This is a genomic window from Streptomyces sp. HmicA12 (assembly GCF_000373565.1).
In the GTDB taxonomy this organism is placed as follows: Bacteria; Actinomycetota; Actinomycetes; order Streptomycetales; family Streptomycetaceae; genus Streptomyces.
The window spans coordinates 165929-186793 of record NZ_KB891807.1 but is presented as its reverse complement, the minus strand read 5'-3'; the positions used below and the strand labels follow the sequence as shown (position 1 = coordinate 186793).

At 71.5% G+C, this 20865-nt stretch carries 16 protein-coding genes and 1 pseudogene; 7 read left to right on the top strand and 10 right to left on the bottom strand.

Translation table 11 applies throughout. The features are described 5' to 3' along the window. The 6 genes and pseudogenes from B072_RS0117135 to B072_RS0117110 all read left to right on the top strand — a co-directional run. A pseudogene (locus B072_RS0117135) lies at positions 1 to 359 on the top strand (hypothetical protein); the annotation flags it as partial. Between the two features lie 326 nt (positions 360 to 685). After that, entirely contained in the window at positions 686 to 2512 is a 1827-nt protein-coding gene (locus tag B072_RS0117130) for an ABC transporter substrate-binding protein (protein ID WP_018531184.1), read from the top strand. Between the two features lie 86 nt (positions 2513 to 2598). Further along, positions 2599 to 3687 (top strand): ABC transporter permease, encoded by a 1089-nt coding sequence (locus B072_RS0117125; RefSeq protein WP_018531183.1) that lies wholly within the window; start codon positions 2599 to 2601, stop codon positions 3685 to 3687. Beyond that, positions 3684 to 4592 carry an ABC transporter permease gene (locus B072_RS0117120; protein WP_018531182.1) on the top strand — a complete coding sequence of 303 codons (909 nt, stop codon included), beginning with the start codon at positions 3684 to 3686 and terminating at the stop codon, positions 4590 to 4592. The genes B072_RS0117125 and B072_RS0117120 overlap by 4 nt, the downstream gene beginning before the upstream one ends. Then, a complete protein-coding gene (locus B072_RS0117115; protein ID WP_018531181.1) occupies positions 4589 to 5584 on the top strand; it encodes an ABC transporter ATP-binding protein in 996 nt (331 codons plus the stop codon). The genes B072_RS0117120 and B072_RS0117115 overlap by 4 nt, the downstream gene beginning before the upstream one ends. Beyond that, a complete protein-coding gene (locus tag B072_RS0117110; RefSeq protein ID WP_018531180.1) occupies positions 5581 to 6573 on the top strand; it encodes an oligopeptide/dipeptide ABC transporter ATP-binding protein in 993 nt (330 codons plus the stop codon). The genes B072_RS0117115 and B072_RS0117110 overlap by 4 nt, the downstream gene beginning before the upstream one ends. Positions 6574 to 6639: 66 nt before the next feature. Here B072_RS0117110 and B072_RS0117105 read toward each other — a convergent pair whose 3' ends face one another. The 3 genes from B072_RS0117105 to B072_RS0117095 all read right to left on the bottom strand — a co-directional run bounded on the left by B072_RS0117105 (position 6640) and on the right by B072_RS0117095 (position 9197). Then, positions 6640 to 7110: a carboxymuconolactone decarboxylase family protein gene (locus B072_RS0117105; RefSeq protein ID WP_018531179.1), complete on the bottom strand. Its 471-nt coding sequence runs from the start codon at positions 7108 to 7110 to the stop codon at positions 6640 to 6642. Positions 7111 to 7217: 107 nt separating this feature from the next. Then, a complete protein-coding gene (locus B072_RS0117100; protein ID WP_078506461.1) occupies positions 7218 to 8177 on the bottom strand; it encodes a bifunctional riboflavin kinase/FAD synthetase in 960 nt (319 codons plus the stop codon). Between the two features lie 141 nt (positions 8178 to 8318). After that, positions 8319 to 9197 carry a winged helix-turn-helix transcriptional regulator gene (locus tag B072_RS0117095; protein WP_018531177.1) on the bottom strand — a complete coding sequence of 293 codons (879 nt, stop codon included), beginning with the start codon at positions 9195 to 9197 and terminating at the stop codon, positions 8319 to 8321. A gap of 137 nt (positions 9198 to 9334) precedes the next feature. Here B072_RS0117095 and B072_RS0117090 point away from each other — a divergent pair, with 137 nt between their 5' ends. Then, positions 9335 to 10603, top strand: coding sequence for an MFS transporter (locus B072_RS0117090; RefSeq protein WP_018531176.1), 1269 nt, complete (start codon positions 9335 to 9337; stop codon positions 10601 to 10603). Positions 10604 to 10687: 84 nt separating this feature from the next. Here B072_RS0117090 and B072_RS0117085 read toward each other — a convergent pair whose 3' ends face one another. The 7 genes from B072_RS0117085 to nusA all read right to left on the bottom strand — a co-directional run bounded on the left by B072_RS0117085 (position 10688) and on the right by nusA (position 20864). Continuing rightward, positions 10688 to 14167 (bottom strand): trypsin-like peptidase domain-containing protein, encoded by a 3480-nt coding sequence (locus B072_RS0117085; RefSeq protein ID WP_018531175.1) that lies wholly within the window; start codon positions 14165 to 14167, stop codon positions 10688 to 10690. Positions 14168 to 14406: 239 nt separating this feature from the next. Next, positions 14407 to 15312: a tRNA pseudouridine(55) synthase TruB gene (truB, locus tag B072_RS0117080; RefSeq protein ID WP_018531174.1), complete on the bottom strand. Its 906-nt coding sequence runs from the start codon at positions 15310 to 15312 to the stop codon at positions 14407 to 14409. 2 nt (positions 15313 to 15314) lie between these two features. After that, on the bottom strand, positions 15315 to 15773 hold the full coding sequence (rbfA, locus tag B072_RS0117075) for a 30S ribosome-binding factor RbfA (protein WP_018531173.1): 459 nt from the start codon (positions 15771 to 15773) through the stop codon (positions 15315 to 15317). Positions 15774 to 15817: 44 nt separating this feature from the next. Further along, positions 15818 to 16111, bottom strand: a complete 294-nt coding sequence (locus B072_RS0117070; protein WP_018531172.1) for a DUF503 domain-containing protein — start codon at positions 16109 to 16111, stop codon at positions 15818 to 15820. A gap of 134 nt (positions 16112 to 16245) precedes the next feature. Then, positions 16246 to 19338, bottom strand: coding sequence for a translation initiation factor IF-2 (gene infB, locus B072_RS46530; protein ID WP_078506460.1), 3093 nt, complete (start codon positions 19336 to 19338; stop codon positions 16246 to 16248). Positions 19339 to 19484: 146 nt separating this feature from the next. Next, positions 19485 to 19763 (bottom strand): YlxR family protein, encoded by a 279-nt coding sequence (locus B072_RS46525; RefSeq protein WP_078506459.1) that lies wholly within the window; start codon positions 19761 to 19763, stop codon positions 19485 to 19487. 102 nt (positions 19764 to 19865) lie between these two features. Next, on the bottom strand, positions 19866 to 20864 hold the full coding sequence (gene nusA, locus B072_RS0117060; protein ID WP_018531170.1) for a transcription termination factor NusA: 999 nt from the start codon (positions 20862 to 20864) through the stop codon (positions 19866 to 19868). Position 20865 lies beyond the last annotated feature (1 nt).

Here is a 20865-nt window from a genome sequence, read left to right as displayed (position 1 = left end):
GCCGCGGCGTCGTCGTGATCCCCTTCGACGAGCACCTGGCGGCCGGCGCCGAGGTCAACCTCGACATGATGCGCCCCAAGGTGCGGGAGGCGTACTTCAACCTCTCCGCACTGGTCGCCGAGGGATTCGCGACACGCGCGCAGCAGCAGAGGGGCTACGCGCAGCAGCAGCCCCACCAGGGCCAGCCCGCCGCCCCGGCCGCTCCCGCCACCCAGGCCCCCTACCCGCCGCAGGGAGTGCCGCCGCAAGGCCCGCCACCGCCGCAGTACTCCCAGCCGCCGCAGCAACCGCAGCCCGGTCAGCCCGGCCCGCAACCGGGCTGGCAGGCTCCTCCGCCCCCGCCTCCCCCGCAGCAGTGACAACGATTTGCCCAACTCCGTGAAAGGCCCGCACCGTTGGACGGTGCGGGCCTTTCACGTACATAGAGCGGATAAGTCCATTACGGCGCCACTCCCTGGCCTGCAAAGCGTCAGAGGTCTCTACCAATGTGCGTGAAATGCGGGTCAACTCGTTATTTCCGCAGGCCACATGGGGTTCACCTGCCGTTGACGTGCGTCAACAGCCGCTGATAGACACTCACTTCATTCAGCCTGCTGTGAGAGTCCCGACGCGAGGTGTCCGCCCCATGGCCACGAAAGCTCAGCGAGATGTGCAAGATCAGCACCACAGAACGAACCGACGAGGCATGCGGGTACTCCTGGCATCCGGGGCCGCGGCATTCACGTTGACGGCGGGCCTGGCCACGCCGCTGAACCCGGCCCCGCAGGAGGCCAGGGCCGCCGACGACGGCGGCAAGAAGGTCCTCACCGTGGCGCTCGCGCAGAGCGTCGACTCGCTGAGCCCGTTCCTGGCGTCACGCCTGGTCAGTACCAGCATCCACCGCCTGATGTACGAGTACCTGACCAACTACGACCCGAAGGACAACCACGTCGTCCCGGGCTTCGCCACCCAGTGGAAGCCCTCCGCGGACAAGCTGACGTGGACGTACACCATCCGCTCCAATTCCAAGTGGTCGGACGGTGAGAAGGCCACCGCGCACGACGCGGCCTTCACGTTCAACAAGATGATGACGGACGACGCGGCGGCCACGGCCAACGGTTCGTTCGTGGGCAACTTCAAGAAGGTCACGGCCCCCAGCGACACCCGGCTCGTCATCGAGCTGAAGAAGCCGCAGGCGACGATGACCTCGCTCGACGTCCCGATCGTGCCCGAGCACATCTGGAAGGACGTCAAGGACTACTCGAAGTTCAACAACGACAAGAAGTTCCCGATCGTCGGCAACGGCCCGTTCGTCCTGACGGACTACAAGGCCGACCAGTACGTGAAGCTGCGGGTCAACAAGGACTTCTGGCGCAAGACCGGCAAGCCGCAGTTCGACGAGATCGTCTTCAAGACGTACAAGGACCAGGACGGCGCGGTCGCCGCCCTGCGCAAGGGCGAGGTCTCCTTCGTCGCCGGTTCCCCCGCCCTGACGCCCGCCCAGGCGGCGTCCCTCAAGGGCGAGAAGAACATCAAGGTCAACGAGGGTCCGGGCCGCCGCTTCTACGCGATCGCGGTCAACCCGGGCTGGCAGACCAAGAGCGGCGAGAAGTTCGGCGACGGCAACAAGGCGCTGTCCGACAAGGAGTTCCGCCAGGCGCTGTTCAGGGCCGTCGACACCAAGACCATCGTCGACAAGGTCTTCCAGGGCCACGCCGTCGAGGGCGCGGGCTACATCCCGCCGCGCTTCAAGGACTACTTCTGGCAGCCGTCGGGCGACCAGAAGCTGTCCTACGACGCCGACGCCGCGGCCAAGATGATGGACGACGCGGGCTACAAGCTGAAGGACGGCAAGCGCGTCGGCAAGGACGGCAAGCCGATCGACCTGCGCATGCTGTGCCACGCCACCGACCCGAACGACAAGGCGGTCGGCAAGTACCTCAAGGAGTGGTGGGGCAAGATCGGCGTCGGCCTCAAGCTGAACTGCGTCGACGACGTCTCCGTGCCCTGGTACGCCGGTGAGTACGACCTCGCCTTCGACGGCTGGTCGGTCAACCCGGACCCGGACTTCGTGCTCGGCATCCACACCTGCGCCGCGCTCCCCGCGAAGCCCAAGGAGATCGCCCAGACCGACAACGGCATCTGCGACAAGACGTTCGACGGCCTCTACAACAAGCAGCTCGCCGAGTACGACCCGGCCAAGCGTGCCGATTACGTCAAGCAGATGGAGTCGTGGCTGTACGACTCCGGGTACATGAACGTCATGGCGTACCCGAACGCCGTCGAGGCGTACCGCACGGACCAGATCAAGTCGATCGAGACGATGCCCACCGCGGCCGGCAACATCTACGGCCAGGACGGGTATTGGAGCTGGTGGTCGGCGGTTCCGGCGTCCGCGTCCGACAGTGACGACTCGGGTTCCTCCAGCAACACCGGTGTCGTCATCGGCATCGTGATCGCCGCGCTCGTCGTCATCGGCGGCGGTGTCTTCTTCGCGATGCGCCGCCGGACCACGGCGGACGACCGCGAGTAGCACCACCGATCACCCGGGCTCCACACCTGCACGAGTAACGAGAGTTCGCATGAACCGCAGAGTCACCAGCAGAGAACGCACGAACCATGACAGCTGACAGCACTCCGGCGCTCGTGCAGCCCGCGGACGGCTCCGACGGCGACCCCACCGCACCGGTGGGGGCGTCGTCGGCCGCCCGCGGCCCGCGGGCCCGCAACACCAAGGCCTACCTCCAGTACGCGGCGACGAAGATCCTGGGCGCGGCCGTCTCCCTCTTCGCCGTCCTCGTCACCAGCTTCTTCCTCTTCCGGCTCATCCCGTCCGACCCGGTCAAGCAGATGACCGGCGGCCGCAAGGTCTCCACGGAGCAGCTGGAGAACCTGCGCCACCAGTACGGCCTCGACCAGCCGATGTGGAAGCAGTTCACGTCGTACATCGGGGACGCGCTCTCCGGTGACTTCGGCATCTCGTACCAGTTCCACACCCCGGTGATGGACAAGATCACCGACGCGCTCCCGGCGACGCTGCTGCTCACCGGCACCGCCTACGTCCTGTACTCGGCGCTGGGCCTGTGGCTCGGCACGCGCACGGCGTGGCGCAACGGCTCGAAGTCCGACCGGTTCAACACGGCGTTCGCGCTGACCCTGTACTCGATCCCGTCGTTCTGGCTGGGTCTGCTCCTCATCATCGTCTTCGCCGTCGGCATCGGCCCGATCCCGGGCCTGTTCCCGACCGGCGGCCTCGAAACGGGCGGCGAGACCGGATTCGCGTACATCCTCGACGTCGCGCACCATCTGGTCCTGCCGGTGATCACGCTGGTCGCGGTCGGGTACGCGCAGACGCTCCTCGTGATGCGTTCCTCGCTGCTCGACGAGATGGGCAGCGACTATCTGACGACCGCGCGGGCCAAGGGCCTGCGGGACGACCTCGTCCGCCGCAAGCACGCCGTGCCGAACGCGATGCTGCCGACGTTCACGCTGATGTTCGTGAACCTGGGGCACGTGGTGGCCGGCCAGATCCTCGTCGAGACGGTCTTCTCCTGGCCGGGCCTCGGCGGCCTCTTCTACCAGGCGCTGTCCGTGCCCGATCTCCCGCTCGTCCAGGGCCTGTTCTTCGTCTTCGCCACCGCGGTGATCCTGGCGAACACCCTCGCCGACATCCTCTATCCGCTGCTCGACCCGAGGGTGGGCCGATGACGACCCAAGCCGTAAGCAATCCCCGCGCGCTGGCACGCGCCCGCAAGCGCCAGTCCCTGGCCCGGTTCTGGCGCTCGTACCGCTCCCACAAGGAAGGCCTGTGGGGCCTCGGGCTGCTCGTCCTGATCGCGCTGATCGCCCTGCTCGCGCCGGTCGTGGTCGGCGAGGACGCCCTGTCCGTCACCGACGCGCCCGGCGGCCCGCTGGAGAGCCCGAGCGGTGAATTCCCGCTCGGCACCGACCAGTTCGGCCGCAGCGTGCTCGCGCTCCTGGTCTACGGATCGCGGATCTCGCTCACCGTCGGACTGCTGGCCGCGTTCCTGTGCGTGGCGATCGGCACGCTCGTCGGGATCGTGGCGGGGCACTACCGCGGCTGGTTCTCCACGGTCCTGATGCGGATCACGGACTGGTTCCTCGTCATGCCGACGCTGGTCCTCGCGATCGCGCTCGCCACGGTGATGGACCGCTCCATGTGGACCGTCATCATCGCGATCGGCGTGACGACCTGGCCGACCACGGCCCGGCTCGTGCGCGCCCAGACGCTGGCCGTCGAGTCCCGCCCGTACATCGAGCGGGCCCGCGCGCTCGGCGGCGGCCACAGCCACATCATGACCCGGCACGTGCTGCCGAACGTGATGCCACTGGTCCTCGCCCAGACCACGATGATCATCTCCTCAGCGATCCTCACCGAGGCGACGCTCGCCTTCCTCGGCCTGTCCGACCCGACGGTCACCTCCTGGGGCGGCATGCTCCAGGACGCGCGCGAGGCGGGCGCCGTCAGCGCGGGCGACTGGTGGTACCTGGCCCCGCCCGGCATCGCCATCGCGATCGTCGCGCTCTCCTTCACCCTGTGCGGCCGCGCCGTCGAAGCCGTCCTCAACCCGAAGCTGGGGGCGCGCTCATGACGCTGCTTCAGGTCAAGAACCTGGAAGTCACCTACCCCGGAGGGGCGCGGGCCGTCCGCGGCGTGAACCTCTCCGTCGAGGCGGGCCAGAAGCTCGGCATCGCGGGCGAGTCGGGCTGCGGCAAGTCGACACTGGCGCTCGCGCTGCTGCGACTGCTGCCCGCCGGCGCGAAGGTCACCGGCGAGATCCTGCTGAACGGCGAGGACGTCCTGGCGATGAAGTGGGGCCGGGTCCGCGCCGTGCGCTGGGCCGGGGCCTCCATCGTCTTCCAGGGCGCCATGCACTCGCTCAACGCGGTCCACCGCATCGGCGACCAGATCGCCGAGCCGATCCTGCTGCACAAGAAGGCCACGCAGGAGGGCGCGAAGAAGCGGGTCGCCGAACTCCTGGAACACGTGGGCCTTCCGGCGGCGCGGGCGAACGCCTACCCGCACGAGCTCTCCGGCGGCCAGCGCCAGCGCGTGATGATCGCGATGGCGCTCGCCTGCGACCCGGAACTGATCATCGCCGACGAGCCGACCACCGCGCTCGACGTCATGATCCAGGCTCAGATCCTGCGCCTGATCGAGCAGTTGGTGGCGGAGCAGGACCTCGGCCTCATCATGATCAGCCACGACCTGGCGGTCCTCTCGGACACCTGTGACCGGCTCGCGGTGATGTACGCGGGCCGCGTCGTCGAGGAGGGCCCGGCCGACGAGGTCTACGAGAACGCCGTGCACCCGTACGGCAAGGCGCTCTCGGCCGCGTTCCCGACGATCGGCGACCCGGCGTCCCGGTTCGCGCCGCGCGGCCTGCCCGGCGACCCGCCGGACCCGGCGGCGCTGCCTTCGGGCTGTACGTTCCATCCGCGCTGCCCGGTCGCGCTCGACGTGTGCGCGACCGAGGACCAGGTGCTGCGCGAGGCGGGCCCGGGCCGCCGGGCGGCCTGCGTGCACGTGGGTGCGACCGACGCGCCCGCGGAGGGTGTCGAGGCAGGGAGCAAGACGGCATGACGGAGACACAACCCCTGCTGAGCGCGGACCGGCTGCAGCTGACGTTCCCCGGCCGGCGCGGCGCCCCGCCCGCTCGGGCCGTGGACGGTGTCGACCTGGACATCGCGCCCGGCGAGATCGTGGCCCTGGTCGGCGAGTCGGGCTGCGGCAAGACGAGTCTGGCGCGCACGCTGCTCGGCCTGGAGAAGCCGACGTCGGGCCGGGTCACGTTCGCGGGCGAGCCGCTGAACTACACCTCGCGCGCGCTCAAGACGTACCGCAAACGCGTCCAGCTGGTCCTCCAGGACCCGAGCGGCTCGCTCAACCCGCGGCACACGGTGTACGACGCGGTGGCGGAGGGGCTGCGCATCCACGGGTACGCGGGCGACGAACGCGAGGCGGTGGCAAGTGCCCTGTCGCGGGCGGGACTTCGCCCGCCGGAGCGCTTCTTCCTGCGCTATCCGCACGAGCTGTCGGGCGGCCAGCGCCAGCGTGTCGTGATCGCCGGCGCGCTGGTCCTCGACCCCGAACTGATCGTCGCGGACGAGCCGGTGGCGTCCCTGGACGCGTCGGTGCGCGGCGAGATCCTGGCGCTGATCCTCAAGCTGCGCGAGGAGTTGGGCCTGTCGGCGCTCGTGGTGACCCACGACCTGGGTCTCGCGTGGAACATCGCGGACCGGGTCGCGGTGATGTATCTGGGCCGGATCGTGGAGACGGGCAAGGTCGAGGACGTCCTGACCTCGCCCCAACACCCGTACACGCAGGCCCTGTTGTCGGTTCTGCCGGAGGCGCCGGGCGATCCCGTGGTGCTGACGGGCGAGGCGCCGGATCCGTCCGACATCCCCGGCGGCTGCCGCTTCCACGCGCGCTGCCAGATCCTGGCGAGCGGCGAGGCGGAGCGGGCGGGCGTCGCGACGTCGTGCCGCACCGAGGACCTGCCGGTGCTCTCGGGCGGGAGCGGTTCGCAGGTGGCGTGCCACTGGGCGGCGGCCAGGGTCGCGGCCGGATAGCGGACACGGACGAACGGTCAGGGCCCGGCTCCGTGGAGCCGGGCCCTGACGCGGTACGGCGACCGTTCAGCTGTACATGCCGACCACGTAGTCACCGGCGGGCTGCTGGGTGATCACGTTGAACCGGTTGAACGTGTTGATCACGGCGATGCATCCGACCAGCGCGCCGAGCTGGTCGTCGTCGTAGTGCTTGGCGGCCCTCGCCCACACCTCGTCGGAGACGCCGGCGCTGTCGGCGATGCGGGTGCCGGCCTCCGCCAGCTCCAGGGCGGCCTTCTCCGCGTCGGTGAAGACCTTCGCCTCGCGCCAGGCGGCGACCAGGCTGAGCCGGACCGCCGTCTCCCCGGCCGCGGCGGCGTCCTTGACGTGCATGTCGAGGCAGCCGGCACAGCCGTTGATCTGGCTGGCCCGGATCATGACGAGGTTCAGCGTCGCCGTGGGCACACCGGAGTCCTCGGCGGCCTTGCCCGCCGCGATGACATGCTTGACGATCTTGCCGAGGACCGGGCTGGTGAAGAGGTTGAGTCGCGGTTCCATGGAGGGCTCCTTCGTGGTCCGTCATAAGTGGTGACACCACTACGACGGGACAGCCCTCCGGGATGTGACAGCCCCTGGGGTGACCCGCGTCACCCCACGGGCGGAGGTCAGGCCTCGTCCCTGCCGTACGCCTCGACGAGCTCCCGCGACCGCTTCACGTCGTTCGCGATCGCCTCGACCAGCTGCTCCAGCGAGTCGAACTTCGACATCCCGCGCACGAAGGCGAGGAAGTCCACGGCCACGTGCAGCCCGTACAGGTCGAGACCGACGCGGTCGATGGCGTACGCCTCGACGGTCCGCTCGGTCCCGTCGAACTGGGGGTTGGTGCCGACGGAGATCGCGGCGGGCATCGCCTCGCCGTTCACGTGCAGCCATCCCGCGTAGACGCCGTCGGCGGGGATGGCGGTGTGCGGCAGGGTCTCCACGTTGGCGGTGGGGAAGCCCAGCTCGCGGCCGCGCTGCGCGCCGCGCACCACGACGCCCTCGACGCGGTGCGGCCGCCCGAGGATCTCGGCCGCGCCCTCGACATCGCCCTCGGCGACGAGGGTGCGGGTCAGCGTGGAGGAGAAGGGGGCGCCGCCGCCGGCGTTCCCGCTCACCTTGAGGTCGATGACCTCGACCTCGAAGTCGTACGTCGCGCCCTGCTCGGCGAGGAACTCGACATTGCCCGCGGCCTTGTGCCCGAAGCGGAAGTTGGGGCCCTCGACGACCACGCGCGCGTGCAGCTTGTCGACGAGCACCTTCGCCACGAACTCGGCGGGCGACAGCTTCGAGAACTCGGTGGTGAACGGCAGGATCAGCACCGCGTCCACGCCGAGTTCTGCCATCAGCTCCGCGCGCCGGTGGTGCGGCGCGAGCAGCGGCGGGTGCGAGCCGGGGCGCACGACCTCGCTCGGGTGCGGGTCGAAGGTGACGACGACCGCCGGGACGCCCAGCTCACGGGCGCGCTCCACGGCCCGGCCGATGATCAGCTGGTGTCCGCGGTGGACTCCGTCGTAGGAGCCGATGGTGACGACGCTGCGCCCCCAGTCCTGGGGGATGTCCTCCAAGCCACGCCAGCGCTGCACGGTGATTGCTCCTCGCAAACCTGTGTACGACGGTTCATCTCTGTATCTCTGCGTCGCCATGACCGATAACTCATGGCAACACGCAGGTCTAAGAGTGCCATGCCGAGGGTCCGCGCCTCGCCCCGGCCCACCCGGCGCAGGTCACCCGGCCAGGCGTCGCACCACGGCCAGCGCCTCGCGCACCGCCTCCGGGATGTCCGTCACCGGGAAGCGCACGTGCCGCAGCACCCGGTCCCGGTCCACGACCAGGACCGCGCGCTTGAGCCGCAGCGCCTGCCCGGCGCGGAACACGGGCAGCCGTAGCGCGGCGGCGAGGCGCAGGTCGACGTCCGAGAGCAGCTCGAAGGGGATGCCCTCCTCGACCGCGAACACGCGCTGCTCGTCCGGGCGTTGGGTGCTCACGCCGCGCACCTCGGCGCCCGCCGCGCGGAAGTCGTCGTACGCGTCGCGGAACAGCCGGTTCTCCAGGGTGCAGCCGACGGTGCCGGGGATGTCGGCCCAGCCCTCGGGCAGCGGGCTCGGGCGGCCGGTCGCCGGGTAGCAGAACAGGACGGTGGCGCCGGCGTCGGCCACGGGGTCCCGCGGCGCGCCGTCCCGGTGGCCCGGCAGCTCCAGGTGCGGCAGCCGCTCGCCGGCGAGGGCCGACATCCGCCGCGCCTGTTCGCTCTCCTCGTCGGCGGTGCCGCTGAGCGTGCCGTCGCCGAAGACCCAGCGGTCCGCCCAGTCCTGCATCGACAGCAGTACGGGCAGCAGTCCGCGCCCCTGATCGGTCAGCCGGTACTCGTGACGGACCGGCCCGCTCTGGTACGGGACCTTCTCCAGGATCTCCGCGTCCACCAGGTGCGCCAGGCGCTCGGTCAGCACCTTCCGGGAGATGCCCAGCTCCTCCTGGAGCGCGTCGAACCGGTGGTGGCCGCGCGCGGTCTCCCGGATCAGGAGCAGGCTCCACCAGTCGCCGACCACCGCCGCGGCCTGCGCGATCGCGCAGGCGGCGTCCCGCTCGGGCACCGACCTGACCATGGCTTCCCCGTCTCTCTGCTGCGGCGTCGCAGTCATCCAGTCGTCGGACCCATCTTGCGCCATCAGGTCAGTTCCCGATAGGAACTCACCTGAACCGAGTGAGTTCCCAAAAGAGACCCAGTGGGGGGCGTACCCGTATGACCGAGGCGCAGACAGTCCCGGACCTCAAGGAGCACGAACGAAGCCGTACCGAGGGTGCCGACGCGCCGCCGGGCGTCTTCTGGCGGTACTGGACGGCCGCCACGGTCAGCAACGCGGGTACCGCCGTCACCGCGCTGGCCCTGCCGCTGGTCGCCCTCACCGTCCTGGACGCGACCGCCCTGGAGGCCGCGCTGCTCGCCGCCGCCGGGCAGATCTCCTGGCTGCTGCTCAGCCTCCCGGCGGGCGTGATCGCCCAGCGCGTGCCGCTGCGCCGCCTCCAGGTCGCCCTCGATCTCGCCCGGTTCGCCGCGCTCGGCTCACTGCCGCTCGCCTGGTGGCTCGGCGCGCTCACCTACCCGCATCTGCTCGTCGCGGCGCTGGTCACGGGCGCGGCGACGGTCCTGTTCGACATCGGCAACTCGACGTTCCTGCCCGCCGTCGTACCCGCCGAGCAGCTCGCCGCCCGCAACAGCGTCATGTCTGGCACGCACGCCGTCACCGAGACCGGCGGCCCCTCCCTCGGCGGGGTCCTGGTGAGCGCGACGGGCCCGGTCGGCGCCCTGGTCGTCGACGCGGCGAGCTATCTCCTCTCCGCCGTACTGCTGCGCACCCTGCCCGAGCGCCGCCCCGCGCCCCCGACCGGCGAGAGCGCGCTGCGGCTGATGCGGGAGGGGCTGCGGTACGTGATCAGGCACCCGGTGATGCGGCCCTGCATGCTGTGGGCGACCGCCGCCAACTTCCTCAACGCGGCCCTGGTCGCCCTCACCCCGCTCTACCTCGTCCGCGAGGCAGGGCTGAACTCCGTACAGCTCGGTCTGGTCCTCGCCATGGACGGGGTCGGCGCGCTCGCCGGGTCCGCCGTCGCGGTCCGGGTGACCCGGCGCCTCGGCACGGCGTGGGGGATCATCGCGGCCGACCTGGCGGGCGGCGCGCTGCTGCTGCTCGCGCCGCTGACCACGTCGGCGGGCGACGCGTACTGGTTCGCCCTGGGCAACGCGGGCTTCGCCTTCGGCAGCGTCGTCGGCTCCATCACCACCCGCACCTACCGCCAGACCCAGTCGCCGCCCGAGCTGCTCTCCCGGGTCATGGCCACGGTCCGCTTCGTCTCCTGGGGCGCCCTGCCGCTCGGCGCCCTGAGCGCCGGCCTGCTCGCCACGTACGCGGGGACGCACGCGGCGCTGTGGACGGTGTGCGCGGCGGCGCTGCTGCCCGCGCTGTACCTGCTCGGGTCGCCGGTGGGCCGCCGTCGCGATCTGGCCGTCTGATCTTGCCCGCGCCCCTGGAAGCTCCTCAGGGGCGCGGGGAACTGCGCGACCAGCCCCCACCGACCGGCGGCCGACGAACCGCCCCTACGCCGGAACCCGCACCCCGGCCAGGTTCTCGATCGTGCGGCGAGTGCTGGGACCCACCAGAGAGGCCCACTCCTGCGGAGCCTCGGCGAGCCAGGCGGCTGCCTCCGTGGCGAACCCGGAGACGTCCCGGGCCAGTTCGACGAGGCGCCGGTCGAACCGGGAGGCGCCCTCCGGAGTGCGGACCATCAGGGTGCCGACGCGATGGACCAGCCCCCGCGCCCCCGGCCGCCCGCCCCGCACGGCAGCACAGAGCACCGCGTCGAGCACCACCGGCTCCCGCTCCCGCCCGAGCAGGACGTCGAGCAACTCGGCCCGCAGCGCATGCGAACCCGCGGTGCCGGGCCCGGCCAGCACCGTCCCGAGCGCGGCCCCGACCGCGCCGGACCCCCCCTGCAACAGCCCCACGACCAGCGAGAAGACTGTGGCCCGCGCCGTGGCCCCGTGCTCCAGACGCCGGTCGACGAACGCCGCGACGTGCCCGGCCGCCGCCTCGGGACGCTCCTCGGCCAGCTCCTGTACGAGGACGGCCACGCGCCGGGCGAGCTCGGGCGCCGTCACCTCGGCGAGCGCGCGCAGAACGGCACCGGGACCGGGGCCCGGCACGCGCAGCCGCTCCCGGAACGCCGCGAGAACGGGCTCAGGGTGCGTACCGAGCGCGGCCGCCACCGCCTCGGCCGGCACCTGCCCGTCCCCCGCGGCGAACCGGTCCAGGGCCCGTCCCAGATACTCGGGGCGCGCCTCCGGGTCCCGTACGAGCAGGGCGAGCGCGGCACCGTGCGGCGTGCGGTCGTCGGCGCGGGCCAGCAGGGCGAGCGCGGCGTACCGCAGCAGTTTCCGGTCGGCGTCCGACGTGACGTGCGGCGCGGCCCGCAGCCCGTACGCCATCGCCGCCACGTGCCGGGCGGGCCGCTCGTCGTGCGCCCACCGGTCGACGGCCCGGCACACGGCGGACGGTTCCTCGTCGGCGAGGGCCGCGAGCAGTTCGTCGGCGCGCGGATGGGCGCGGTCCACCAGCGCCTCGGTCAGGTCGTCGACGCCCCGGTGCCGTTGGGTGTGCAGAAGGGCCTGCGCGGCGGTCGCGACCGTGGCGTCGGGCAGCGCGGGCAGCGCCCGCTCGTCGTCGAACCACCGGGTCAACTGCCGCTGCACGCGCGCCGGTTCGGCGGCGAGCAGCTCGGCCACGGCATCGAGGTGCCGCTCCCCTTCACCCGGCTCCGGGTCGTGCACGACGAGCCGCCGCAACAGGTCGAACCGTACGTCGTCGCAGACGGGCAGCCCGGTCCAGAACCAGGCCCCGAAGGCCCCGGCATCGGCGAGCTCCTCCAGCACGGACAGATGGACACCGGCGTCGGGCACGTGCAGCAACACCTCACTCACCAGATGCCCGGCCCACCAGAGAGCTTCGAAGCTCGCAGAGCCCTCAGAGCCCTCAGAGCCCTGGGAGCCTTGGGCCATCTGCCGCCAGGGGCGGCAGGGTGGGCAAGGCGGCACCCCTGCGCGGGGCGAGCGTCCGTCCGGCCCCAGCCCGGCTCCCACTCCGGCCCACTCGACCAACTCCCGCAACCGGCTCCCGAGCTCGCCGTCCCCCCGCTCCCGCCCCACCAACAACAACGCCCGCACCACAGGCCCCGCCCGATGCCGCGGCACCGGCACGGAATCGCCGTCGCCCCGCCGCCGGAACACCAGCGCGTCGAGCGCCGCGTCCAGATCCAGGTGCATCCCCTGGACCCAGTCGGCCACCTCCTCGTGCGCGAACCGGTAACCGGCCCCCGCGGGCACCAGAACCCCCTCCGCCAGCACCGCGGAGGCCCACCCGGTGACCCCGCCGAGCACCCCCCACGGAAACAGCTCCTCGAACGTCTCCCGGTCCAACTCGCCCTGCCCGGGCCCGAGACAGCGCCGCGCCGCCTCGTGCACCCGCCCCGACACCCGCGCCGCGAGCCGCCGCACCCCGCTCCCCCGCACCCCGGCGGGCGCCGCGAGCCGCACCGCCACCCGCAGACACATCAGGTCCAGGTACGCGGAGAAGACCTCGTCCCGGTCGGGGCACCCGGCCGGTCCCCCCTCAGGCACCGCGGCCCGCACCTCGCCCAGCAGCCGCAGCGCCAGCGGATGCCCGGCGTCCCCGGCCGCGAGGGCCCCCTCCGGAATCCCGAACCGCTCCCGCGCCTCCCGCGCCCGCTCCCCGGCCAGATCCCCCACCCGCACACACAGGGGCAGCCGCACCGTCGCCGCACCGTGCGGCACGTCCGCGCCGAGCAGCGGGCCCGCCTGCTCCCAGTACTCCCCGCGGCACGCCACGACGAGCTGCACCCCGGACTCCGCGAGCCACCGCTCGGTCCCCCGCGACCACGCGGCGAGCCGGTGCGCGAGCACGGGCGGCATCTCCTCGGGCCCGTCGAGCAGCAGCACCAAGGGCCGCCCGGCGTCACGGGCCACCTGCGCGACACGCTCCGGCGACACGCCCCCGGGACCACCGCCCCCGACATCGGCCTCGGCCTCACGCCCGCCCTCCCGCGACGCCGCGACGATCCGCCCGGCCCGCTCCAGGGCCCGCCCCACCGCATCGGCCACCGACGCGTCGTCCCCGCGCAGATCCGCCCCGCGCAGCCACACCGTGGGCGCGGCGTCCTCCCCGCCGGCCCGCCGCGCAGCGAACGCCGCCAGCTCCGTCGTCCGCCCGCACCCCGGATCCCCGACGAGCGCGAGCACCCCGGTGTCACCCGCCGTGAACCTCTCCAACTCCCTTGTGACATCCGGCCGTTCGACAGGAGTGGGCCCCGCGCTCTCCCCGGGCCCGTCGCTCCCCACCGACACGGCGGCCATCTGCAGCACGCCCGCCAGATTCAGCTCGGAGCCGTACGCGGGAACCGTCGCCGCGTTGCGCGCGAGCAGCGCGGCGAGCGGCCCGCGCGGATCGGCCGCGGCCGCCGCCCGCAGCGGCACCGCGAGCCCCGCCGCCTGGTGCCCGGCCTGCAGCGCCGTACCGAGCACGGCGACCACGGCACCGGTCCGCACGTCGACGACCGGCCCTCCGGCGGCACCGCCGCCGAGACACAGCGCGTCGGCCCCCGCGGTCCCCACCGCCAACTCCATGGCCCCGTCGAGCAGATGAAAGCGACCGGTCGCCGTGTACGTGACGGCCGCGTGGCCCAGAACCCGCGCCTCGCGCCACCCGCCCGCCGGAATCCGGACGTACGCCCCCGTCTCCAGCGCCCCGCCCGCCCCCACGGGCACAGCGGTGACGCCAAGACCCTCGGTCCGTACGAGCGCGAGGTCGGCCTCCGGCAGCTCCACCACAGCTTCGGGCCCGACCACGCACGTGGCTCCGCCGTCCGGCGCGTGCAGCACCACCCGGCCGAGCCCGTCCACCGCCTCATGACTGGTGACCACGGTGCCGCGGTCGTCCGCGACGAACCCGGCACCGCGCGGCCGCCCGGCCAGATCACAGATCCGTACCAGCGGCGGATCCTCCATGCCCGCAACCTCCCGCCACGCCCTGTCCGTTCGACGGTAGGCGCGCGGTGATCAGCGGACCAGGACACGACTCGAACGCGCCCCCTTCCACTCCCCCGGTTCACTCCGAGCGCCTGCTCGAAGGGGTGAAGTGACCGTGCGGGATGGATACACCCTCAGAGGGGGAACGTGGAGCGGCGGCTACCAAGAAGACCTGGCAACCGCCGCTCCACCGAAAACGACACCCTCTACGGCTACTGCTACGCGAAGACGGCGAGGCTCTTCGCCTTGCCCTTCAACTCCTCGACGAGCGCGAGGAACTGACCGTCCGCACCGAACACGGCCACAGGACCGGCCCCCGCGTACTCCTGCGGCATCTCGAGCCGTACGCCGTTCAGCAGCAGCTTCCCGCGCTTGGCGTCGACGTCCCAGCGCGGGAACGCGGCAGCGGCGGCCTCGGCCACCGGCATGACGGTGAGCGTCTCCTGCAACTGGTCCAGGGTCCTGGCCGTGTCCAGCTTGTACGGGCCGACGCGGGTGCGGCGCAGCGCGGTCAGATGCCCGCCCACCCCGAGGTCGGCGCCCAGGTCCCGGGCCAGGGCCCTGATGTACGTACCGGACGAGCAGACCACGGAGACCACGAGGTCGAGCACGGGCGTGCCGTCCTCGGCGACCGCGTCCCGGATGTCGTACACGGCGAAGGACGAGATCTTCACCGGCCGGGCCGGAATCTCGAAGTCCTCGCCGTCGCGCGCCCGCTTGTAGGAACGTACGCCGTTGATCTTGATGGCGCTGACCTTGGACGGCACCTGCATGATGTCGCCGGTCAGCTTGGCGATGCCGGCGTCCACGGCGTCGCGCCTCACGCCGGACGCGTCGGTGGAGGAGGTGATCTCCCCCTCCGCGTCGTCCGTCAGGGTGTCCTGCCCGAGCCGGATGGTGCCCAGGTACTCCTTCTCGGTCAGCGCGAGGTGGCCGAGGAGCTTGGTGGCGCGCTCGACGCCGAGCACGAGGACGCCCGTCGCCATCGGGTCGAGGGTGCCCGCGTGGCCGACGCGGCGGGTCTTGGCGATCCCGCGCATCTTGGCCACGACGTCGTGCGAGGTGAAGCCCGACGGCTTGTCGACGATGACAAGGCCGTCGGGCGGTGGGGTGCGGTCGGACATGCTCAGGCGTCGCCGTCCGTCTCGTCCTCGTCGGCGTCTTCTTCCGGCTTCTTGTACGGGTCGGCGTCACCGGCGAACGTGGCGCCCGCGGACGCCTCGCGCACCTGGGCGTCCGAGGACCGCGCCTTGTCGAGGAGGTCCTCGATGGTCTTGGCGTTGTCCGGCAGTGCGTCCGCGACGAAGGTGAGGGTCGGCGTGAACTTCACGCCGGCCGCGGCACCGACCGCGGAACGCAGGATGCCTTTGGCGCTCTCCAGACCGGCGGCCACCTCGGCCCGCTCCTCGTCGTCCCCGTACACCGTGTAGAAGACGGTGGCCTCCCGCAGGTCACCGGTGACGCGGGTGTCCGTGATGGTGACGTGGGTACCGAGCCGCGGGTCCTTGATCCCGCGCTGCAGCTTCTGGGCCACCACCTCTCGGATGAGGTCCGCCAGCCTCTTGGCGCGCGCGTTGTCGGCCACTGGTCCGTCTCCTTAAGTGCTTACTTCTTGTTGTGCTTCAGGCTTCAGTCTTCGTCGCTGTGGAGCCTGCGTCGAACCGAGAGCAGTTCCACCTCTGGCCGCCCGGCGACGAGCCGTTCGCAGCGGTCCAGTACATCGGTGAGGTGTCCCGTGTCCCCGGAGACCACCGCGAGGCCGATCTCGGCTCTTCGGTGGAGGTCCTGGTTGCCCGTCTCCGCCGCGCTCACCGCGTACTTGCGCTGGAGTTCGGCCACGATGGGACGGACGAGGGAGCGCTTTTCCTTCAGCGAGTGGACGTCGCCGAGGAGCAGATCGAAGGACAGAGTCCCCACATACATGTGTGTCCGGATGTCCCGCCGGTTCGGGTTCGTAAAGGCGCCGGTCTGGACGCCGATACGGGAACCGTACACGCAACGGCCGGGGCCGATCGACGGAAATAACTCCCACCGATCGGCCCCGGTCGCGTGTCAGGTCAGACGCGCGGCTTCTCGCGCATCTCGTACGTCGCGATGACGTCGTCGACCTTGATGTCGTTGAAGTTGCCGAGGTTGATACCGCCCTCGAACCCTTCGCGGATCTCGGTGACATCGTCCTTGAAGCGACGCAGACCGGAGATGTTGAGGCTCTCCGCGATGACCTTGCCATCGCGCAGCAGGCGCGCCTTGGTGTTGCGCTTGACCTCTCCGGACCGCACGAGCACACCGGCGATGTTGCCCAGCTTGGACGACTTGAAGACCTCGCGGATCTCCGCCGTGCCGAGCTCGACCTCTTCGTACTCCGGCTTGAGCATGCCCTTGAGGGCCGCCTCGATCTCCTCGATGGCCTGGTAGATCACCGAGTAGTACCGGACGTCGACGCCCTCGCGCTCCGCCATCTGCTGCGCACGGCCGGCTGCCCGGACGTTGAAGCCGATGACGATGGCGTCGGAGCCGGTCGCCAGGTTGATGTCGGACTCGGTGACCGCACCCACACCGCGGTGCAGGACACGGATGTCGACCTCTTCACCGACGTCGAGCTGGAGCAGCGAGGACTCGAGAGCCTCCACCGAACCGGACGCGTCGCCCTTGATGATGAGGTTGAGCTCCTGCACCAGACCGGCCTTGAGGGCCTCGTCCAGGTTCTCCAGGGAGAACCGGACGCCGCGGCGCGCGAAGTTGGCGTTGCGCTCGCGAGCGGCACGCTTCTCGGCGATCTGACGGGCCGTACGGTCCTCGTCGACCACCAGGAAGTTGTCGCCGGCACCCGGGACGTTGGTGAGACCGAGCACGAGGACGGGGGTCGAGGGACCCGCTTCCTCGACGTTGTTCCCGTTGTCGTCGAGCATCGCGCGGACACGGCCGTACGCGTCGCCGACCACCATCGTGTCGCCGATGCGCAGCGTGCCGCGCTGGACGAGGACGGTGGAGACGGCACCGCGGCCACGGTCGAGGTGCGACTCGATCGCAATACCCTGCGCGTCCTGCTCCGGGTTGGCCCGCAGGTCGAGCGAGGCGTCCGCGGTCAGGACCACGGCCTCGAGGAGGGACTCGATGTTGAGGCCCTGCTTGGCGGAGATGTCGACGAACATGGTGTCGCCGCCGTACTCCTCGGCCACCAGGCCGTACTCGGTCAGCTGACCGCGCACCTTGGTCGGGTCGGCACCCTCGACGTCGATCTTGTTGACCGCGACGACGATCGGGACCTCGGCGGCCTTGGCGTGGTTCAACGCCTCGACCGTCTGGGGCATGACGCCGTCGTTGGCCGCGACCACGAGGATCGCGATGTCGGTCGACTTCGCACCACGGGCACGCATGGCGGTGAAGGCCTCGTGACCGGGGGTGTCGATGAAGGTGATCTTGCGCTCTTCGTCGTTCACCTCGGTCGTGACCTGGTACGCACCGATGTGCTGCGTGATGCCGCCGGCCTCACCCGCGATGACGTTCGTCTTGCGGATGGTGTCGAGCAGTCGGGTCTTACCGTGGTCGACGTGACCCATGACGGTCACGACCGGCGGACGCGCGACGAGGAGTTCCTCGCCACCCTCGTCCTCGCCGAACTCGATGTCGAAGGACTCGAGCAGCTCGCGGTCCTCCTCCTCGGGGCTGACGATCTCGAGGACGAAGTTCATCTCGTCCGCGAGGAGCTTCAGCGTCTCGTCGGAGACGGACTGCGTGGCAGTGACCATCTCGCCGAGGTTCATCATCACGCCGACGAGCGACGCCGGGTTGGCGTTGATCTTCTCGGCGAAGTCGGTGAGGGAAGCACCGCGCGACAGACGCACCGTGGCGCCGTTGCCGCGAGGCAGCATGACGCCGCCGACCGACGGGGCCTGCATGGCCTCGTACTCCTGGCGCCTCTGACGCTTCGACTTGCGACCACGACGGGCGGGCCCGCCGGGACGGCCGAACGCACCCTGTGTGCCACCACGGCCACCGGGACCACCGGGACGACCGCCACCGGGACGACCGGCGAAACCGCCGCCGCCACCGGGACGACCCGCGAAGCCGCCACCGCCGCCGCCACCGGGACGACCGGCGAAACCGCCGCCACCGCCACCGGGACCGCCCGGACGACCGGCGAAGCCGGGACGACCGCCGCCGCCACCGCCACCGGGACGACCGCCACCGCCGGGACCACGGCCACCGCCGGGGCCACCACCGGGACGCGGGCCCGCGGCGGGACGCTGCGGCATCATGCCCGGGTTCGGACGGTTACCACCGGGGCCGCCGCCGGGACGCGGACCGGCCGCGCCGCCCTGCGGGCGAGGCATGCCGCCCGGGGTCGGACGGGCGCCGCCCTGACCCTGGGGACGGGGACCACCCTGGCCGCCACCCTGCGGGCGCGGACCGCCCGGGGCACCCTGGCCACCGGGACGCGGGGCGCCGCCCGGACGGGGCGCCTGCGGGCGCGCCATGCCGGTGGAGCCACCAGAGGTGAAGGGGTTGTTGCCCGGACGCGGACCCGCGGGACGGGCACCACCGGGACGCGCACCCTGGCCGCCGGGGCGCGGAGCACCCTGACGGTCGCCGCCGCGCTCGCCACGACCCTGGCCGCGGTCACCGCGGTCCTGGCCGGGGGCCGGACGGCCACCGGGCTTCGGGGCGCCGGGACGGGCACCCGCCGGACGCGGCGCGGCCGGAGCCGGGGCCGGGGCCGACGAAGCGGCCGGGGCGGCGGGCGGCGCCGTGAACTCGGGCGCGGCCGGGGCCGGAGTGACCGGCTTGGGAGCCGGCTTCGGACCCGGGGTCGGCCGCGGACCCGGCGCGGCGGGCGCCGAGGCAGCGGGCTTCTCCGCGGCGGGCTTCGGCGCGGCCGGACCCGGTCGCGGGGCGGGCGCGGGCTTCGCGGCCTGCGCGGGGGAAGGGGTCGGACGCGGCGCCGCCGGCTTGGCGGGCGCGGCCTTCTTTGCGGCGGGCTTGCCGCCATTGCCCTGATTCAGGGCATCAGTCAACTTGCGTACAACCGGCGCCTCGATCGTCGAGGACGCCGAACGTACGAATTCACCGAGTTCTTGGAGCTTGGCCATGACGACCTTGCTCTCCACTCCGAACTCCTTGGCGAGTTCGTATACCCGGACCTTAGCCACTTCGCTCCTTTTAGGTCCGGGTTACGCCGGACCGTCGCTACTTCATGGGCGTACTCATCGCGTGCTCATCGAGTGCTCATCGCAATCTCGACCTACTTCCAACTCGCGGGGTACCAGGGCCGCACGGGGGTTCCGCACGGCGCTTCTTACGGTGTTGCCTGCTCGACGCGGTGACTCAGGGCCGCCGTGTCGAACGGTCCAGGGGCTTTGAATGCCCGCTGGAACGCCCGGCGGCGGACCGCCAGGTCGAGACAGGTCTCGGCGGGATGCACGTAAGCACCCCGGCCGGGCAGCGTACCGCGATCATCGGGGACGCAGGCGCCCTCGACTACCACGATCCGCAGCAGATCGCTCTTGGCCGCTCGCTCCCGGCAACCCACGCAGGTTCGCTCAGGGCAGGCGCGGGCTTGCGTCCGGCCAGACACGTTTAAGTCTACCTCCCCGTACCGACCTCACCCCTTTGGGGCAAGAATCGAACGGACGTCTACGTCACATTCTGTCGTGATCCAAGCGTGGAGTGCCCGGAATTATTCCTCGTCCGAGGGACCCGCCTGCTCGGTGTCCGGGCGGATGTCGATCCGCCAGCCGGTCAGCCGGGCGGCGAGGCGGGCGTTCTGGCCCTCCTTGCCGATGGCCAGCGACAGCTGGTAGTCCGGCACCGTCACCCGGGCCGAGCGGGCACCGAGGTCGACGATCTCGACCTTGGAGACCCGCGCCGGGGACAGGGCGTTGGCCACCATCTCCGCCGGGTCGTCGGACCAGTCGACGATGTCGATCTTCTCGCCGTTCAGCTCGCCCATGACGTTGCGCACACGCCCGCCCATGGGACCGATGCACGCGCCCTTGGCGTTGAGTCCGCTCCGGGTGGAGCGGACGGCGATCTTCGTGCGGTGGCCGGCCTCACGCGCGATGGCCGAGATCTCGACGGACCCGTCGGCGATCTCCGGGACCTCGAGCGCGAAGAGCTTCTTCACGAGGTTCGGGTGTGTGCGCGACAGCGTCACGGACGGACCACGCACACCCTTGGCGACGCGGACCACGTACGAGCGCAGGCGCAGGCCGTGCGGGTACTCCTCGCCCGGCACCTGCTCCTGCACCGGCAGGATGGCTTCCAGCTTGCCGATGTCGACCAGCACGTTCTTCGGGTCGCGACCCTGCTGGACCTGGCCCATGACGATGTCGCCCTCGCGGCCCGCGTACTCGCCGAGCGTCGCGTCGTCCTGGGCGTCGCGCAGGCGCTGCAGGATGACCTGCTTCGCCGTCGTCGCGGCGATGCGGCCGAAGTCGGACGGGGTGTCGTCGAACTCCTTGGCCTCCTGGCCCTCTTCGAGGTCCGCCGGATCCTCCGTCGCCCACACGGTCACATGGCCGCTCTCGCGGTCCAGCTTCACGCGCGCCCGGCGGAAGCTGCCTTCGGTGCGGTGGTAGGCGATGAGGAGGGCCGACTCGATCGCCTCGACCAGCAGATCGAAGGAGATCTCCTTCTCCCGGACCAGACCCCGCAGGGCACTCATGTCGATGTCCACG

Bases quoted from the DNA above. Each gene is read 5' to 3' on its own strand.
- B072_RS0117130 (WP_018531184.1), top strand. From the start codon at position 686: ATGCGGGTACTCCTGGCATCCGGGGCCGCGGCATTCACGTTGACGGCG.
- B072_RS0117125 (WP_018531183.1), top strand. From the start codon at position 2,599: ATGACAGCTGACAGCACTCCGGCGCTCGTGCAGCCCGCGGACGGCTCC.
- B072_RS0117120 (WP_018531182.1), top strand. From the start codon at position 3,684: ATGACGACCCAAGCCGTAAGCAATCCCCGCGCGCTGGCACGCGCCCGC.
- B072_RS0117115 (WP_018531181.1), top strand. From the start codon at position 4,589: ATGACGCTGCTTCAGGTCAAGAACCTGGAAGTCACCTACCCCGGAGGG.
- B072_RS0117110 (WP_018531180.1), top strand. From the start codon at position 5,581: ATGACGGAGACACAACCCCTGCTGAGCGCGGACCGGCTGCAGCTGACG.
- B072_RS0117105 (WP_018531179.1), bottom strand. From the start codon at position 7,110: ATGGAACCGCGACTCAACCTCTTCACCAGCCCGGTCCTCGGCAAGATC.
- B072_RS0117095 (WP_018531177.1), bottom strand. From the start codon at position 9,197: ATGGTCAGGTCGGTGCCCGAGCGGGACGCCGCCTGCGCGATCGCGCAG.
- B072_RS0117090 (WP_018531176.1), top strand. From the start codon at position 9,335: ATGACCGAGGCGCAGACAGTCCCGGACCTCAAGGAGCACGAACGAAGC.
- B072_RS0117085 (WP_018531175.1), bottom strand. From the start codon at position 14,167: ATGGAGGATCCGCCGCTGGTACGGATCTGTGATCTGGCCGGGCGGCCG.
- truB (WP_018531174.1), bottom strand. From the start codon at position 15,312: ATGTCCGACCGCACCCCACCGCCCGACGGCCTTGTCATCGTCGACAAG.
- B072_RS0117070 (WP_018531172.1), bottom strand. From the start codon at position 16,111: ATGTATGTGGGGACTCTGTCCTTCGATCTGCTCCTCGGCGACGTCCAC.